The 16,774-nt window shown below is 45.8% G+C and carries 11 protein-coding genes and 2 pseudogenes; 3 read left to right on the top strand and 10 right to left on the bottom strand.

Features of this window, described 5'->3' with window-relative positions:
- The 6 genes and pseudogenes from CS022_RS14070 to CS022_RS14050 all read right to left on the bottom strand — a co-directional run.
- On the bottom strand, positions 1–2,818 hold a 2,818-nt coding region (locus CS022_RS14070; protein ID WP_328590366.1), incomplete at its 3' end, for a beta strand repeat-containing protein.
- Positions 2,819–2,880: 62 nt separating this feature from the next.
- Positions 2,881–4,473, bottom strand: a pseudogene (locus tag CS022_RS14065) (retention module-containing protein); the annotation flags it as partial.
- A 706-nt stretch (positions 4,474–5,179) separates the two neighbouring features.
- Positions 5,180–5,398 (bottom strand): penicillin acylase family protein, encoded by a 219-nt coding sequence (locus tag CS022_RS26440; protein ID WP_235869510.1) that lies wholly within the window; start codon positions 5,396–5,398, stop codon positions 5,180–5,182.
- A gap of 166 nt (positions 5,399–5,564) precedes the next feature.
- Positions 5,565–7,475 carry a penicillin acylase family protein gene (locus tag CS022_RS14060; protein WP_235869509.1) on the bottom strand — a complete coding sequence of 637 codons (1,911 nt, stop codon included), beginning with the start codon at positions 7,473–7,475 and terminating at the stop codon, positions 5,565–5,567.
- Positions 7,476–7,714: 239 nt separating this feature from the next.
- On the bottom strand, positions 7,715–8,440 hold the full coding sequence (locus CS022_RS14055) for a histidine phosphatase family protein (RefSeq protein WP_129122818.1): 726 nt from the start codon (positions 8,438–8,440) through the stop codon (positions 7,715–7,717).
- A gap of 182 nt (positions 8,441–8,622) precedes the next feature.
- Positions 8,623–10,263 (bottom strand): methyl-accepting chemotaxis protein, encoded by a 1,641-nt coding sequence (locus tag CS022_RS14050; protein WP_129122817.1) that lies wholly within the window; start codon positions 10,261–10,263, stop codon positions 8,623–8,625.
- Between the two features lie 639 nt (positions 10,264–10,902).
- Here CS022_RS14050 and CS022_RS14045 point away from each other — a divergent pair.
- Together CS022_RS14045 and CS022_RS14040 are read left to right on the top strand one after the other, a co-directional pair.
- Positions 10,903–11,823, top strand: coding sequence for a PfkB family carbohydrate kinase (locus CS022_RS14045; protein ID WP_129122816.1), 921 nt, complete (start codon positions 10,903–10,905; stop codon positions 11,821–11,823).
- A gap of 74 nt (positions 11,824–11,897) precedes the next feature.
- Positions 11,898–12,535 (top strand): annotated as a pseudogene (locus CS022_RS14040) (bifunctional 4-hydroxy-2-oxoglutarate aldolase/2-dehydro-3-deoxy-phosphogluconate aldolase).
- Here CS022_RS14040 and CS022_RS14035 read toward each other — a convergent pair.
- Positions 12,519–12,785, bottom strand: a complete 267-nt coding sequence (locus CS022_RS14035; protein ID WP_129122815.1) for a VF530 family protein — start codon at positions 12,783–12,785, stop codon at positions 12,519–12,521. The pseudogene CS022_RS14040 and the gene CS022_RS14035 sit on opposite strands and share 17 nt — an antisense overlap.
- Positions 12,786–13,006: 221 nt before the next feature.
- On the opposite strand from CS022_RS14035, the gene CS022_RS14030 reads away from it, so the two are divergent.
- Positions 13,007–13,666 (top strand): winged helix-turn-helix domain-containing protein, encoded by a 660-nt coding sequence (locus tag CS022_RS14030; protein ID WP_129122814.1) that lies wholly within the window; start codon positions 13,007–13,009, stop codon positions 13,664–13,666.
- 39 nt (positions 13,667–13,705) lie between these two features.
- Here the strand turns inward: CS022_RS14030 and CS022_RS14025 are convergent, their stop codons facing one another.
- The 3 genes from CS022_RS14025 to CS022_RS14015 all read right to left on the bottom strand — a co-directional run bounded on the left by CS022_RS14025 (position 13,706) and on the right by CS022_RS14015 (position 16,774).
- Positions 13,706–14,671, bottom strand: a complete 966-nt coding sequence (locus CS022_RS14025; protein ID WP_129122813.1) for a LysR family transcriptional regulator — start codon at positions 14,669–14,671, stop codon at positions 13,706–13,708.
- 67 nt (positions 14,672–14,738) lie between these two features.
- Positions 14,739–15,986, bottom strand: a complete 1,248-nt coding sequence (apgM, locus tag CS022_RS14020) for a 2,3-bisphosphoglycerate-independent phosphoglycerate mutase (protein ID WP_129122812.1) — start codon at positions 15,984–15,986, stop codon at positions 14,739–14,741.
- The gene (locus CS022_RS14015) at positions 15,983–16,774 is read right to left on the bottom strand and encodes a hypothetical protein (protein WP_129122811.1); all 792 of its coding nucleotides are present in this window, start codon (positions 16,772–16,774) and stop codon (positions 15,983–15,985) included. The genes apgM and CS022_RS14015 overlap by 4 nt, the downstream gene beginning before the upstream one ends.

The following is a 16,774-nucleotide window of genomic DNA, read 5'->3' as shown; positions in this document are numbered from 1 at the left end:
CTACAACCGTTGTTGGGCCAGAAAGGCTGACCAGCACATCATCACCGTCTGCTTCATCAGTGATGGTCGTCGTGACTGAATTGTTGTTGGGATCAACAATGATATTTTCAAAGTTGCCGCCTGCGACATTGCCCAGCGTTACGATGATCGTCTCGCTGTCTTCTGCCAGTCCATCATCAATCGTTTGAATGCTGAAGGTGGTGCTGCTTTGTCCGGCAGGAATAGTGACTAAATATACACCACTGTAGTCACTGCCATCAGTCGCGGTGCCCGTGTATTCAACTTCAACGGTGACATCACTCTGACCAGGGAAGCCAGTGGTGACTGTATAGAGGCCTGTTTGCTCACCTTCAATGACAGTTTCAGGTCCGGTGATGCTTACCATTACCTCGTTACCACCATTTTCATCAATGATGCTGGTAACTACTTGACTATTTGCAGGATCAACCGCGATTGCTTCAAAGCTTCCGCCTGTCACATTGTCGATGGTAATGATCAGGCTTTCAGAGCCTTCGGCGAATGGGTCATTGAGGATTTCGATACCAAAATCAACGGAACTGCTACCAGCGGGCACAACGACAGACGCAACCGAAGTGTAATCGCTTAATGGTCCACCATTTGTTGCAGTACCACTGTAAGTAAAGAACACGGTTACTGGGGCTGTTGTTACTTCGCTTAGCGTGATGGTGTAAGGCGTCGCTGTTGTATCTTCTAGTGCTGATGCCGGACCAGTAATACCAACCAACACAGGGTCGGCTGCACCTTCGGTAATCGTTGTCTGAACACTGTTGTTGTTGACGTCAACAATGAGGTTTTCAAAGTCCCCACCGGAAACATTACCTAATGTGACCACGATAGTTTCGTCATCGTCAGCGATGCTGTCGTTGATTGTGCTCAAATTGAAGGTGGCGGTTTGTTGACCCGCAAGAATGGTCACTGACGTGACGCCAGTGTAATCAGAACCGTCAGTCGCTGTACCGGAATATTGTAGCTGCACTGTCACGTCGGTTTGAGCAACTTCCGTCAGGCTGACAGTGTAATCACCTGTTTCCTGACCTTCTTCAACAGTTGTTGGGCCAGCAATTTGAACGAGTACGTCATCAGCGGCTGATTCATCTTTAATCGATGTCGTCACACTGCCTTCAGTGCTGCTGATTCCAAGCGCTTCAAAACCACCACCGCCAACATTGTCAATGCCGACTGTTAGGCTTTCACTGACTTCTGCTAATCCATCATCAATGGTTTGAATATTAAATTGAACGCTCTGTTGGCCAGCCAAAATAGTGACGGATGCAACGCCAGTGTAATCAGAGCCGTCTTCGGCAGTACCAGAGTAAACCAGATCTACGGTGACATCTGTTGCGGCAACTGCAGTTAGGCTAACGGTGTATTTGTCTGTGATCTCGCCTTCAATGACTTCATTAGGCCCAATGATTGAGACCTCGACTTTATCAGGTGTTGCCTCATCAGAGATATTGGTAGCAACCGTGTCGTTATTTGCGTCGACAGCGATGCCTTCAAATCCACCACCTGTTGCTGTGCCCAGGGTTACGATCAGGCTTTCTGTGCCTTCCGCATACACATCATCAATTGTGTCTATTGCAAAGTCGACGCTTTGCTGGCCAGCAGGAACAATAACTTGCGTGACGCCTGTATAATCTTGACCATTTGAAGCCGTGCCAGTATATGTCAAAGTGACAGTGACGGCAGTCTGTGCAACCTCGGTGAGGCTGACCGTATAATTGGCTGTTGTTTCGCCTTCGACTACTGAGCCCGGGCCTTCAATGCTGACCAGCACGTTATCGCCGGGGCCAGTGCCTTCGGTAATGGTGGTTTCGACACTGTTCTGTTGCGTATTGATTGCCAGACCTTCAAAATCACCGCCACTGACGGTGTTAATCGTAACGGTGAAGGCCTCATTGTTGTCGGCAATCGCATCGTCCAACGTCGTTATATCAAAGTCTACACTCTGACTTCCTGCTGGGATAACGACAGACGCGACACTGGTGTAGTCACTGCCGTCTGTTGCGGTACCAGAATAGGTAAAGGTGACGGTTACATCAGTCTGTGCGACCTCCGTCAGTGATACGGTATAGTCTTCTGCTGTTTCACCTTCGACGACTGTTGTTGGACCTGTGATGCTGACCAGAACGGTATCGCCTTGGCCTTCGTCATTTATCGTCGTCTCGACACTGTTTTGATTACCGACAATAAGAGATTCAAAACCGCCACCGCCGACATTGCCGATGGTTACGGTGAAGGCTTCGCCGTCTTCAGACAAGCCATCATCGAGTGTGTTTATGGTGAAGTTAACACTGCTCTGTCCCGCAGGGATGGTGACAGAGGTGACAGCCGTATAGTCGCTGCCATCTGTTGCTGTACCTGAGTAGAGCAATTGAACGGTGACATCTGTAGCTGCTGGTTCAGTGAGGCTAACGGTGTAATTAGATGTTGTCTCGCCTTCTGTCACACTTGCGGGGCCAGCAATAGAGACCTCAACTTCATCAGGTGTTGCCTCATCAGAGATATTGGTAGCAACCGTGTCGTTATTTGCGTCGACAGCGATGGCATCGAACCCACCGCCAGTCACTGTGTTTATCGTGACAATCAGGCTTTCGGTGCCTTCGCCATAAACATCGTCTATCGTATCAATGGTGAAGTTTGCGCTTTGCTGACCAGCAGGAATGATGACGGATGCGACACCCGTATAGTCCTCGCCATTGGTTGCAGTGCCTGAATAGGTAAAGGTAACGGTAACTGGTGACTGTGCAGTCTCAGTAAGGCTAACAGTGTAGTCAGTTGTGGTTTCACCCTCAATAACAGAACCGGGCCTTCAATACTAACCAGCACAGGTTCAATGGTCGAGTTGGTGATATTTGTGGTTACGTCATCACTTGCTGTATTGATACCGATAGCCTCAAAACCACCACCGCTGACTGAGCTGATAGTGATGGTGAAATCTTCTGTATCTTCAACAATTGTGTCAGCGAGTGTTGAAATGGTAAACGTTTGACTTGTTTGACCGGCAGGGATCGTGATACTTCCAACACTGGTGTAATCAGTACCATCGGTTGCTGTGCCAGTATAAGTAAAGTTAACTGTCACATCAGTTTGAGCGGTCTCAGGGATGCTGACTGTATAATTTGTTGTCGTCTCGCCCTCAACGACAGTGTCAGGGCCCGTCATGCTAACGAGTACTTCGTCTGGCGTCGGCTCGTCGATAATTGCCGTAATTTGGTTGGCGTCTGTCAGGTTTAGACCTTCAAAGACATCGTCTCCTGTGTCCTTGTAGGTGATTCCAGAGACAAGTACAACGAACTTCTCACCAGGACTAGACGGTGGTAACCCTGGTTCAGCGAATACGTCATCAATGGTGTCGATGGTGAACGTCGCAGTAGTGCTTCCCGCCGTAAATGGAACTTCAATGACTTCCGTAATATCTTCGCCGCTGGCGTTTATGTATTGATAAGTTAGCGTAGCGATAATACCGCCAGCAGGAACGGGCTCACTCAACGTTATCGTATATTCTGATGTGGTTTCGCCTTCTATGACGGAATCTGGTCCGGTTAAAGTCACCGTCACGATATCAGGTTGATTATCAGAGTCATCTTCAATGCCGACGAGGACTGATGCGTCGTTTAGGTTTAAGGTACTGAAAACATCAGCACCTTGTGAATCTGTGATACCCGTTACTGCAACGGAAAAACCTTCGTTAATTTCGACAAGCGTGTCTGAGTTGACAGCTATCGTAAATGTCGCTGTTAAACCATCAGAACCAATCTCTGCAGTTGCTTGTTGGACAATATCTGAGGAGTCAGCCCCGCCAACATAGCTGTACTCGAGCGTAACGATACTACCAACAGGCGCTGTCTGTGAAAGTGTGACGGTAAAATCAGTGCTGGTTTCACCCTCTTTTATTGAGGTTGGGCCAGTAAGTGTTGCTGTTGGGCCTGTGGGTGTGGGACCTGGTGTGTTATCGCTCTGAATAAGATCTGTGTTGGCATCACGTTGTGAAGGTGCAAATCCACCTTCGTTGGCAAAATCAAGCGTGTCACCAAATGTTGTTGTATCAAAACCTGCGGTAGCGATAGTCTCGCTGGCAGTTCTGCCGAGTGTAATAAAACCGTTACTTCCTGAACCACCTGCTGGTTGACCAGCAGCAGGGGCTTCCTGATTCTGCGTGGGATCCTGCCCTTCTTCAATAGCTTGTTGCAGTGCTGCAATATCATCTGTCGCGGCTTGTGCATCATCTCCGCCGGAGGTCTGTTCGTTCTCTGTTTCAGCATTGTAGGTTTGCACTGAACCATCGGTCGCTGCTAATTCAAAATTGGTACCCTGTTTTAGGAGTACTCGACTGCCAGCAGCCATACGTAAGCCGTCTGCAAGCGTTTCCGGTAGGCCGTTATATAGAATGCGTGTGTCACCAGAAGTGGAGCTTACAACACCGGATTTTTCAATAACGATAAGGTTCATATTTTTATCCTAATATGCCTGCGTTTATAGTCCCTAAAGCAGTTTAATTTTTGAATCAGCTTTTCCCATCGCTGCACTACGCAATGCGTCACCAAGTTTAATGCACGTAAACTGTTTGAATTACTTAAAGCTGGTTGAATTTATTCAGTAGATAACTATTGAATATTTAGGGTCTTCATTCAATATACCCAACCGTTTCAAATTTGAGACTTTCAATTAACTTAGACAGGCTGCTGGGGAGTTGGGATATATAATTATCATTATTGAAACATAATTCTTATTTAAGAGATTACTCTCTAAGCTGAATTATTTAATCACTATTATATTTTTTAAGTGTATGTATTATAATGATTAAATTGAAATTTTAAGCGTTATTTTACAATGTGTTCATTCTCTTATTTATTATTTAATTTACATGTCAATAGAAAGGGTTTTTTTCACGTAGTTTTTTGGGTTAAATTTCGATAATGAGAAATCATGTTTTCTGAGTAATAAACTTGGTTGTGGATAAAAATAAGTATAGATAAAACTGTTATTGATGCTTAATAGTCAACAGAAGGCGTATTTTTTCGTATCATTCCGTGTTAGTAAATTCATGCTGAAAGAAAGAAACGAAGAGTGTCATGTGAATTAGAAGATATCAGTAATGCTGAAAGCCGATGGTGAAGCGGAAAAGGCAGGCCACCTTGCAGATAGCCTGCGTATTTTACTGGTTGGTTGTGAATGTAATTTTATGTATCGGCACATTTGGTAGTAAAGGTGTTGCTTCGGCTGAGGTGTATTCGTCATAGCCATTTCGGTAATACGGCGACAGTGGATGACCGCTTTGACCACCCGGTACAGTCAGTATTGCATTCTCTTCATTCCCAGGTTGAACGAAAAACCGCTGCGATGCGCCAAAGTGTTTCCCTTGAACGGCCGGCATATATGTATCTCCAAAGCCTCTACACTAGGCATATCTAAAAACTGTGCGAGAACAGGTATTTGACGGCTAAACGGATGCTGGGGTTGAAGCCTATTTACTTCTCCCCACGCAAGTGCCTGTATTGATGTATCACCGTGACCTGTGAGGTCTTCAAGCAGTTCGTGCTTCATTTTGCCGTATACACCAGCATGAATGCAGTCCACGACGCTGAGCCTTTGGGCTTCCAACTATCAGGCTGTTGCTTAACCAATTGCCAAATAGCAGGCTCTAATGTGCGCCTGGTGGTTTTCAGTGTCATGCCATGTTTTGAAAGTGCTGTTTCTAAAGGTGCAAAAGCCTGATCAATCAACGCACTTCTAAAATGACGGACGAGGGTGTAGCCAACGGAATCGCTACACGCACATTGTTTCCATTTCTTTAATGCCTCAATATCCTCAGCGTAAAGGTTTGCATTGGTGTTGAGCAGACCGAGTAACAGTGTGTGCCAACGGACTAAAAATTTGGCTTCATTATCACGCTGTATTTGGTAGAAATCCTGCTCATCAAACATCGATTGGCTCAGCAGGCGGTCTCTGATTTGTTGGCTTCTTGCTCCGAGCGCATATCCCCCGTTGCCAAAACGGGTATCAGCTTCCTTACCAACAACACGGCTGTTTGCTGTCCACAACCGGTTATTCTCTGGGTTTAAGATAAACGGGGTATCATCCGCGGGTTCTTGCCATCCGTCAGGATAATCCGAGGGAGAGAGTGCAACATTGGCAGGTACTTTTCGATTGGGCACAGCGCCAGTAAGTTGCCAAGCAAGATTGCCGCTGCTATCGACAACCACCATATTCTGTGCGGGTATGCCAACATACTTGGTGATAGCCAGTGCTTCCTCAACCGAGGAAGCAGTCTCAAGGCGAAGTAGGCCAAGATTGACGGCGTAAGGCTGATGAGCAACCCAAGACAGCGCGTACTTTTCACCATCGACAATTCTTACTGGTCCAAATTTACTCAGTTCTAACTCATATTCGACGTCTTTACCCTCAGACTTTATGATTTCAACGACTGTATTCGTCGATATATCGTCTGAAAGGTGAACCCAATCTGCATTGTCGACGAAGGAGTTGGTGAAACCCCAAGCGACGTGTCGATTACTGCCAGACACTACGGCAGGCGTACCGGGTAATGTCAGACCATCAACACTAAAGGGTGTTGCGCCACCTACATTGATTTGTGCACGATACCAAATGACAGGGACATTAATTCCGAGGTGCATGTCGTTTGACAACATCGCGTGACCGCTATTTGTCAGTTTGCCCGACACTGCCCAGTTATTACTGCCGATCGCGGGTGATTCACCCATTTTTATCGTTCGGGAATTGGCGAGCAGCTCTTTATCTAGCTTGGGTGGCGGAACAACGGTAACAGGTAGCCGGCTGCCATCAAGTGCGGCTTGGAATTCGCTCGCTTGCGTAATGAAGCCGAGCATATCGTTACCGAACTCTTTGGCTATCTGTGTATAAAGTAAATCACGTTTAACGTTACGGCCCTGTAAGTCAAAGTACATACTATATATGGCGAGAATGCTGTCCTCAGGTAACCATGGTTTCCTTTCTGATCCGGTTAGAAGATATTCAAAAGAAGGCACTTTAGAATGGAGCAGGGCATCGTTAACGCCCGACGAATAAGATTCAAGTAGTGCTTTGTCGCTGCCAGGCAGCAATGAAAATATTGTTTGGCTACGTGTTCTGAATTGGTGAAAACGGTGAGACTTATCCAGTGTTAGAGCACCATCGCCAAAGAGCTCTGATAACTCGCCCGCCGCATTTCTCCTGAGCAGATCCATTTGGAAAAAACGGTCTTGCGCATGCGCATATCCCATCGCGTAGGCTGCGTCCAAACGGTTATCTGCATGTATGATAGCTATGCCTTTATCATCTCGAGCAAGCGTCGTGGTGGCTTTAACGTGGTTGGTAGAGGCAGTGCCAGACAATGCGGGCAGGCTAACATAGAGCAGACCATAAATAATTGCTGTGGCCAACAGGGCCAGCAAAATTACGGTTCCCCCTATTTTCTTAAGCACATTGAGCATATGTTTCCTCTGAACTTTCAAATTATCTCTGGTCTTTTGTTATTCATCTGTCCCGGATAGAGCAAAGGCCAAGCGTAAAGTTTTGCACATCGCCAGCTTTCAAGGAAACATCTAAATATTGTTTATTGACAATAGTTTAGTGGAGGATGGGGGAAAAACTGAGGGCTGGTTCAAGTAACCTATACATGCAAAATTAGACATCATTTATTGCTAAGTATTATCAATGATGAAAGCAACGTTCAGAAATTAAGATGGGGATTGGGTGAAAATTCAGCAGGTGTTTTGAAAACGAAAAAACACCGCATCGAAAAAATTCGAGTCGTAGTTTTTCTCGAATAGCCTTTTGGTGGTATCAACTTACCAAGGTGTATCACAAAAAACTTCGATAGAAAAATCACCGTTATCACAGACAGACACAATGCTGTGGCAAAGGTTTTCGGCATAAGGGCTTCCCACGATTCTGATAGCGGGCGTCCGTCAAAATGATTCATCACGGTTTTAATGAAACCTGCATGACTGACAATCAGCACATTTTGGTCAGGATGATTTGAAGCGAGCTCAGCAAGCGCTTTTCGAGCTCTATCCCTCAGCTCTGCAAAGGTTTCACCTGTGGTATTAATGAATTGGTCTGGCTGATTCCACAACCTCTCGTACATGTCCGGGTTTTGTTGTTGGAGTTCAGTCAGTAGCTTCTCTTCCCAGTCACCAAAATGAATTTCTCTGAGTGATGTCTTTGTGCAGATAGATAACTGCCTATCTTCAAGCAGAATACATGCAGTGTCATGTGCACGGCCACTATCAGAGCTGTAAGCGGCATCGAATGTAACATTCTTAATTTTCGTTCTGGCGTCCGCTGCTTGGTTTCGACCTTTGCTTGTTAGCGGAGAGTTTGCATGGCCTTGGATACGCTTTTGTAGATTAAATTCAGTTTCGCCATGTCGGAAAATGTGAAGTTTGGTTGGCATCGCAATTCTCACAGATAATCGATGGATAACGGAAAGCGTAGTGTCTGGAATCCCCCGTTTCGAGGCAGTAGAGCTGAGAATGTAATCAGGTTCTAATTAATTGAGATATTGTCACTTTATTGGGGGCTTAAAACAGGAGAGCATCACTCATCAGTATCATGACGAGTGATGCTTGTTGGGGCTTATACTTTAAACGCAGAGAAGCTCTTTTGCAGCTGCTTGCCACTTTGCATTAGTTGTTCGCTAGCCGCCGCAACCTGATTGGCCTGTGCTGCAGTCTGATTGGTATTTTCAACCAGTGCGCCCAGATTATTTTTAATCGCATTGGCACTTTCTAGCTGATCATTGACTGCTTCCGAGATATGCAGGTTGACGCCAACAATATCCTCAATCTGACGGTCAATTTCATCAAGCGTACGGTTTGCCTCAGCGGCTTTTTCCTGTGTCGATACAGATTGTTGTTGTGTCTTTGACATCGCGACACAAAGATCCGAAGCACGAGATTGAAGTGTGGTGACAATTTGTTCTATTTCATCGGTGCTTGAGCTGGTTCTTGTTGCTAGTGTTCTGACTTCAGAGGCGACAACTGCGAAGCCACGACCTTGGTCACCTGCACGGGCAGCCTCAATAGCTGCGTTAAGTGCAAGAAGGTTAGTCTGCTCGGCGACACCTCGAATAACGTCAAGTACCGCACTGACTTTCTGCGTTTCCTCGGCCAATTCTTTGACGCTGTTTTCGGTACTCGAAACGGTTTCAGACAACTGTTGCATGTGGCCTGACGCTTCGGTGATCACTCGGCTACTGGTACTGCTTTTCTCGCTAGCGATATTCGCCGCCTCTTTAGCGCGTTCTGCAGCTTCGGTCACTTCTTTATTTTGAAGCTGAAGGGCTTCCATAGCATGAGAGACAGCATCGACCGCGTTTTGTTGTTCTAGTGCTCGACACGAAGCGTCTTTCGCAACCTCAGTCAGTTCTTCCGCTGACGATGTCACGTCGTTTGTGATTGGGGTAAGGTCGGTGACAATGTTTCTTAGTTTATGGGTAAAGTTATTGAAGGACAGCGCGATTTTTGAGATCTCATCTTTACCTTCAACGACCAACTGCTTGGTAAGGTCACCTTCTCCGCTGGCAATATCTTCCATCGCAAGTTGTGTGGCGCGGCTGGGTCGAGTGAGGCTGGCACTGATCCATGTTGCGGCGGCAATCATGGCAGCAAAGCCAATGAGTAGAATCATCACGGCATATTGCAAACGCTGCCAGACAAGCGCTTCAACGTCATCAATGTATACGCCAGTGCCCACAATCCAACCCCAAGGTTCGAAGAGCTGAACATAGGAGACTTTTTCTACATCAATATCAGAGCCGGGCTTCGGCCACATGTAATTCACAAAGCCTTTCTTTTGCTTGCGAACAAGGTCCACCATCTCGATAAACAAAGCCTTACCTGTTGGGTCAATGACGCTGCCTACGTTTTTACCGATTAGCGATGCTTTGATTGGGTGCATGATCATTCTTGGTTCAACGTTATTAATCCAGAAGTAATCATTGGTTTCATAGCGCAATGCAGCGACAGCCTGTTTGGCTGCGTCCTGCGCTTCAGAAAGCGAGAGTTCGCCAGAGATTTGCTTTTGATGATAGTGGCCCAGAAGCGTTTGGACACTTTCTACCAAGTGGCGGGTTTTGGTTTTCTTTGCATCAATCAGATCGGCTTTGTAGTCCGTCAACATAATAATGAAAGGAACGATCAGAAGAATAGAGATTACAGTCGTAAGCAAATAAAGGCGCGATTTAATGTTAATACTTCGTAAGTTGAAGGCATTCATGTCTAATTTTCCTATCTATCATTAGCCTATATTGCTCAGTAAATCATGCTTATTAGTTTCTCCTGTATCCCATTGAATATCTTTTAGACCTTGTACTATTCCTTGTTTTGCTTTCGTGAAAACGTAACCATTAAATAGTTACATTGATCTAAAAATTCATGGCACGAAACGCGATCGATGTATTAAATTCCATCTCTTTGTATGACTTAGTTGACAATGCAATCACTCTGAAATAATTCTTTCACAAACTTAATCGCAATTACTCTGATTGGGTTCCATTTCTTTTCATCGAAATGCTTGGCCACAACCTGTTGTGATCATGACTGGTCGGTATTCATTGTTCTTTGCTCCCTGCGATGCGTTTGATTTTCGTATGCCTCAAGAAATCAAAAGACTGACGAAAACCGCTCAAGACATCGTCGCTTTGGTTGAAATGTATCCGTTTGGTTGAGTGGTCGAACTGAAATGCGATGTGGGCCGCGAAAGTAGTGTCAATCATCGGGTATGTTGAAAGTGAATGTATCTCAATGTCTATTTTGGTAGTCACTACTATGCTGAGCGTTGCGAATGCTGGCCATAGTGTAAGTGAACCTTCGAAAACGACGTCAATCGCGACGAAAATCGCAGACAGGAGGACATATGGAAGTGACTTTCTTTGGCGAAAGCATGCTCGAACTGAGCAGGGAGCCATTGCACCGAAATCTTGGTGGCCACACGATAAATATGGCCACTTATATGGCACGATTCGCGCGGTCTCGCTCGATGAATGTAACGTACGCAACAGCTCTTGGTGTTGATTGCGTCTCTGACCATTTGTTGGAGCGTTGGCAACGAGAGGAAATCAACACTCACCTCGTGATGCGTATCGACAATAAACTGCCCGGTTTATATTTTGTAGAAGACTCACCCTCGGCCTCTCCGATTATCCACTACTGGAAAGATGACAGCGCAGCCCGCTATTATTTTAGTGCCGAGCGTTCTCCTCTCGCTATGGCTGCGGCTCGCGGAGAGATAGAGGCGTTTTGTATCTCTGGTATCAGCCTTGCAATTTTAAAACCTGAGTCGAGAGGGCGGCTGGTGATGCTGGTTCGTCAGTTGAAAGCTCAGGGAAGCAAGATTATCTTCGATAATGCGTTTTGCTCACAACGCTGGAATAGATCGGAGGCCATTGAATGGTACAGCCAAATTTTACCGCTTGCTGATATCGCTTACCTTGATGAATCTGATGAATATGCAGTTTGGGGAAAATCTCAAAGTATCCAGTCGAGATGCCGTTTGTTTGGTTGCCCTGAAGTCATCGTTCGCGGCTCTGGGAAGCCTTGTCTGCTTCTTTCATCTCATAAAGAAGTGACAAAGACAGAAGAGCTGGCGTCTGATTTACCGGAACACTGGGTAAACGCGAAGGCAACGCGAGCCGCTTTTTTTGCAGCGTACTTATCGGAAAGACTGGCTGGTCGTGATATGTATTCCGCTGCGATGTTCGGGGACATCGTGGCTGGGCGAGTAGAGAAATGCCATCACGGCTTGATTCCTGTGACATCTATGGATGATCTGCTTTAAATTACAGGCTCTGTCTACGCAAAATAAATGCTCAGATGATAGGATTGCGCCTTTATCGTTTTGGAGTAAAATCAATGTCGCAGGCAGCCATGGATACGCTAAAAGAGTGTAAAGTTGTTCCCGTTATTCAGATCAATAATGCAGACCATGCTGTTCCGCTGGCAAAGGCATTGGTTGAGAACGGTTTACCGGTTGCTGAGGTCACTTTTCGAACGTCCGCCGCCGAGGATGCTATTCGTCAGATAAGCCAAGCGGTTCCTGAACTGTACCTTGGTGCTGGTACTGTCTTGACGATAGATCAGGCGAACAGAGCTAAAAATGCCGGGGCTCAATTTGCGGTCGCTCCGGGCCTGAACCCAACTATAGTCCGGTATTGTCAATCGATTGATTTACCCATGATTCCCGGGGTTAACAACCCAAGCCAAATTGAACAGGCTCTCGAAATGGGTATCAGCTTTCTCAAGTTCTTTCCTGCCGAGGCTTCCGGTGGTACTGCAATGATAAAAGCCTTGCTTGCCCCTTATGTCGACGTTTCACTCATGCCAACAGGCGGTATAAACAAAGCTAATATCACTGATTACCTATCGATCAGTCGCGTTGTATGTTGCGGCGGAAGTTGGATGGTTCCCTCATGCTGATTGACGCGGAAGACTGGGATAAAATAGGCGAGTTGGTTAAGGATGCGGTGTCGACCGTTAATCTTGAGGCTTAAGATTATCCCAAGGGTTGATAGATGTTCGCTGCTCGATAAAAGTCTCTTTGTAAAGCAGTTCTACTTCATCTCTTGCCCACTGCGTTCTTCGCAGAAACTTTAGGCTAGATTTCACTGACGGCTCACTGCGGAAGCAGTTGATCTTTATTTTTTCGCCGAGTATTTGCCAACCATAATGGTCAACGAGGTCAGTGACAATTTTCTCAAGTTTAATGCCATGCATGGGGTTATTGCGCTGTTCGCCTGCCATAGAGAAATCCTGTATATGCCGTTAAATATTTACGCCCAGTTTTCAGAGGGGCGCTACTTTCCCATATCTGTGTAAACCATTCAAGTGCGGGCACTTGTTATTGAATTGTTAACTGAAAAATCCTGAATGTGGTATTGAGCACGATTTTAGGCATAAATTTGTCATATAGTGACAAATGTTAATGGTAACTATTATCATCAAGTTTTTCGGTGGAGTTGGTCATGGAAGTACTGATCGTTGAAGACCCCGTTTATCAGAGCCATTCGTTGGTGGGGGACCTTAAAGAGCAAAAATGTAAGTTGACCAGAACCTTGAGTTTTCGTCAGGCCCTTGTAGCGGTTAGGCAAAATCAATTTTCATTGGTTGTTGTCGATTTATCTCACTGCGTGAAAATTCCCCAAAAAGAGATCGAATTACTCTCAAAACGCTCGCCCTCCACGTTGGTGGTTATAACAAGCGACCAAAAAGAAACACGGTACGATGCGCTCGTAAATTTGGGTATTAAAGTGGTGTCTCAGCAAGATAAGCTACTCAGTGACAAACACTTCTGCTTTCTATTTGATGATAATACTAATGCTTCAAATGAACTCTCACCAAGTTGTGGAAAGTGTCTAATGGATACGCCTTTACCACTCAGCCCGACTGAGCAAGCATTACTCCAATATCTTTACGACAGACGGAATACTACCGTGAGTAAACGTCAGTTATTTGGAGATGTATTAAAGCGAGATTGGAAGGGGGTGGGCCGGGTGATAGACGTACACATCTCTAATATCCGCCGAAAGCTTCGAAACGCGGGTTTAGATGACAAAGCCATTGAGACACTGAAAGGCAAAGGATATTGCTATGTGCCCACTGACAGCCTTGTTCATCAAAACTAAACTCACTACCGCGATGTAAGCTCATCTGGCTCTGGCTCGTCACCTTCTCATTTCTAATCGATGGTCTAAATCACAACTCAGTGTGGGATACTTTTCGACGAGGTCTTTCTTGAGGTGCTCTATGAAAGCGCGTGCCGTCGGAGACAAGCTTACTTTTCTCCTGTGCACCAGCATGACAAAGCGGTAAACAGAAATATCATCTATGGAAAAAGAAAGTATGCGCCCTGAATCTACGTCGTCCTTAACTAGAAAATGGGAAGCGATTGCAATCCCGGCGTTGAGCTCTACAGATTTTTTCACTGCTTCCATGCTGCCAAGAGCCAATACTTGTTTGAAGTGCATTTTCTTGCCACTGGTCCTTTCGAGGTTTTGGACTGTGGAACTTTTGCGGTTGGAGGTGAGGAGTGTCTGTCCTTGAAGCTCGTCCAGTGATATTGACGTTTTGCCTTGCCATTTCTCTTTTACCATTGGGTGTTCGGGAGATACCACAACAGCCAACCCATCTCTGAGTATCGGCTCAAACACTAACTTTTTGTCGTCAACACCTACTCCAGCCGGTTGAGAGACAAAGCCTAATTCACACTCAGTTCCATAAGAGATCTCGTTAATCACATCTTTGGCATATTTTATTTGGGACTCTAGCTGTATACCGGGAAACTGCAGGTGAAAATTAGACAAGAACTGAGGAAGAATATAGGTGCCAGGTGTATTAGAACTGCATATATTTAACTCGCCAATCGAGAGTTTATCAACGTGCACTAATTCGTTTTTAGAGTCTCTTATGGCTGTCAATACGGCTTCACAATGAGGCAAAATTTTCTGGCCAGCCACGGTGAGCTCAATGTCTCTGCCAATACGATTCAGTAATTGGACTTTATAGAAATTCTCCAATTTCTTGATTCTTTGCGACATGGTTGCCTGAGTACAAAAACACTCCTCTGCTGCTTGGGTAAAGCTGCCCAAGCGAGCGATATTTACAAATGCCTCAAAATTCTCGATTCTCACCGTTGATCCCTCGTATAGATGAGAGGCAACAGTGAGCGACCTGCTATTGCTCTCTGTTGCCTGCGTATTACGCGCCGAGTTTCTTCACCGCTCCCAAGTGGTCCATTTGAATATGAAAGAAGTCCAGCGCTGTTAGATTATTCAATGCACCGTGTACAAGGTATTTCTCGCCAAAGTCCTCTATTGGCAGTGTTCTCACATCGTCACCAGCAAAGAATGTGGGTACCGGATCACCTGAATGATCACGACGCTCACAAGGCGTTGAGTGATCACTGGTGTAACCGATGTAGCAATGTTCCAGATCCAGACGCTGAAGAATGTAGCCTGCCATTTTGTCCAGCTTACTTGCGGTTGAAGCTTTTGTCATAGGCTGACAATCGTGTCCTGCTAGATCAGGTGCCTTTATATGTAGAACGACCCAATCATAACCTTCTTTCAATTTACTTAAAGCAAGCTCAGCTTTGCCGATATAATCGGTGTCGTATCCAGCAGTAAAACTCTCTCGATGGAACACATCCAGCCCTGCCATTCTTGCTATCCCCAACACTGTTCTGTCTCCTGCAACGCATGCCCCTCGAATACCAAACGACTCTGTCATTTTGGGAGCCTGAATTTCACGGCCAACCCCTCTGAGCAAAATCATATTTGCTGGCGGAAGTCCCTCGATGATACGTTGTTGATTAATTGGATGCAGACTTAATACGGCATACATCTTCTCTGTCAGCTCGTTGATGACTCTAGCGGTTTCAATCGAGTCAGAGTCCTCTTTAAGAGCAACACTTTGCTGCACGCGCTTACCTTCCCTGGTTGTACCGGGGTCTGTGGTCGTCACATGCTCAGAAAGGTTTTTTCCACGAATTACGATCGCTACTCTATGTGCGCTCAACGCGCGAGCAATGACTCTTGCGCCATTCGAAAGCATGATACCGTCTACTGCTTGAGCGAGTTCTTCTGTGTTTTGATTAATGCGCCCAGCGCGTCTATCAATAACCATCAGTTCATCATCAACCGTCGCGAAATTACCACGAAATGCAATATCCGAAGGATGGAGGTCGATACCCGCGCCGTAAGCCTCTATTGGCCCCCTTCCTGTATAAATCTCATAAGGGTCGTAACCAAAAATCGCTAAATGACCAACATCCGTTCCTACTGGAACTCCGGGTTTTACCGGGTATACATTTCCAAACAGACCTTTCGATGCAAGCGCATTTAAGTGAGGCGTATCCGCGTATTCAAGAGGGGTCAGGTCATTTAACATTGGGATAGGGTTATCTCCCATACCATCAGCGATAATTAGCAGTGCTTGTTTACTCATTTTTGACCCTCTGGGAGTGATGACTGTGGCTCATGATTGCCGGGGTTTTCTGAAAGTACGTCTCTACGTTTCCAAAGTAAGGCACAAGAAAGAAGGATAACGATGGACCAAAGTACCCATTTAATCATGGGAGATGGCCGATATAGTCTTACCTTCAGTTTTACTTCATCGCCTGCAACTAGACTGGAGCGACTAACCGTGACCTCCTTCCAACCCTCATGTTCGCCAATGGAAAACGTCTTCTTTTTCTTTGACCATTTTGGTGTCACGACACCATAAAGCTCGGCATCTTTCGGCATTGAAAACTGGGTAGAAAACGTCTCAATCGTCGATGGCGAGGTATTAACAAAAGTGTACGAAACGCGGGTGACGCCGCCCGGGTGGCTGTATTTAAGCTTTGCTTTCTTCTCTCTGTAGACCTTTTGTACTTCGAAACTTTGCTTAACAGTGACAGGCGAACCGTCCCTTTTAAAACGATAAAGAAGCGCCTCTCTGCCGTGAATGGAGAACTGAATGGGACCTTCAAGCAACGTACCTTTCAATACTTCGTAGCTGGCTAACTCCCCTTTTTTGTATGTCGGTAAGTACACCTGCCCATCGATATTGGGTATTGCGGTAACACTCGCTGTGATCTCAGCTCCAGAACCTGAAGGACGAATAATTTCATGATATTCAGTGATATTTTCAAAACTCTCAGCAAAGTTCACTGATGAGAAAAGCAAGGTGAAGCAAGCCAAACTCAATATGACTTTACGTTTAACATTCAGTTGTATTACGTGCTTTAACAT

The organism is Veronia nyctiphanis (assembly GCF_004116385.1).
Lineage (GTDB): Bacteria > Pseudomonadota > Gammaproteobacteria > Enterobacterales > Vibrionaceae > Veronia > Veronia nyctiphanis.
Note: the sequence above shows the minus strand (reverse complement) of the source record. Positions and strands in the feature narration are given on the sequence as shown.

Coding starts and splice junctions, on each gene's coding strand:
- CS022_RS26440 (WP_235869510.1), bottom strand. CDS start 5,398: ATGCCGGCCGTTCAAGGGAAACACTTTGGCGCATCGCAGCGGTTTTTC.
- CS022_RS14060 (WP_235869509.1), bottom strand. CDS start 7,475: ATGCTCAATGTGCTTAAGAAAATAGGGGGAACCGTAATTTTGCTGGCC.
- CS022_RS14055 (WP_129122818.1), bottom strand. CDS start 8,440: ATGCCAACCAAACTTCACATTTTCCGACATGGCGAAACTGAATTTAAT.
- CS022_RS14050 (WP_129122817.1), bottom strand. CDS start 10,263: ATGAATGCCTTCAACTTACGAAGTATTAACATTAAATCGCGCCTTTAT.
- CS022_RS14045 (WP_129122816.1), top strand. CDS start 10,903: ATGGAAGTGACTTTCTTTGGCGAAAGCATGCTCGAACTGAGCAGGGAG.
- CS022_RS14035 (WP_129122815.1), bottom strand. CDS start 12,785: ATGGCAGGCGAACAGCGCAATAACCCCATGCATGGCATTAAACTTGAG.
- CS022_RS14030 (WP_129122814.1), top strand. CDS start 13,007: ATGGAAGTACTGATCGTTGAAGACCCCGTTTATCAGAGCCATTCGTTG.
- apgM (WP_129122812.1), bottom strand. CDS start 15,986: ATGAGTAAACAAGCACTGCTAATTATCGCTGATGGTATGGGAGATAAC.
- CS022_RS14015 (WP_129122811.1), bottom strand. CDS start 16,774: ATGTTAAAGCACGTAATACAACTGAATGTTAAACGTAAAGTCATATTG.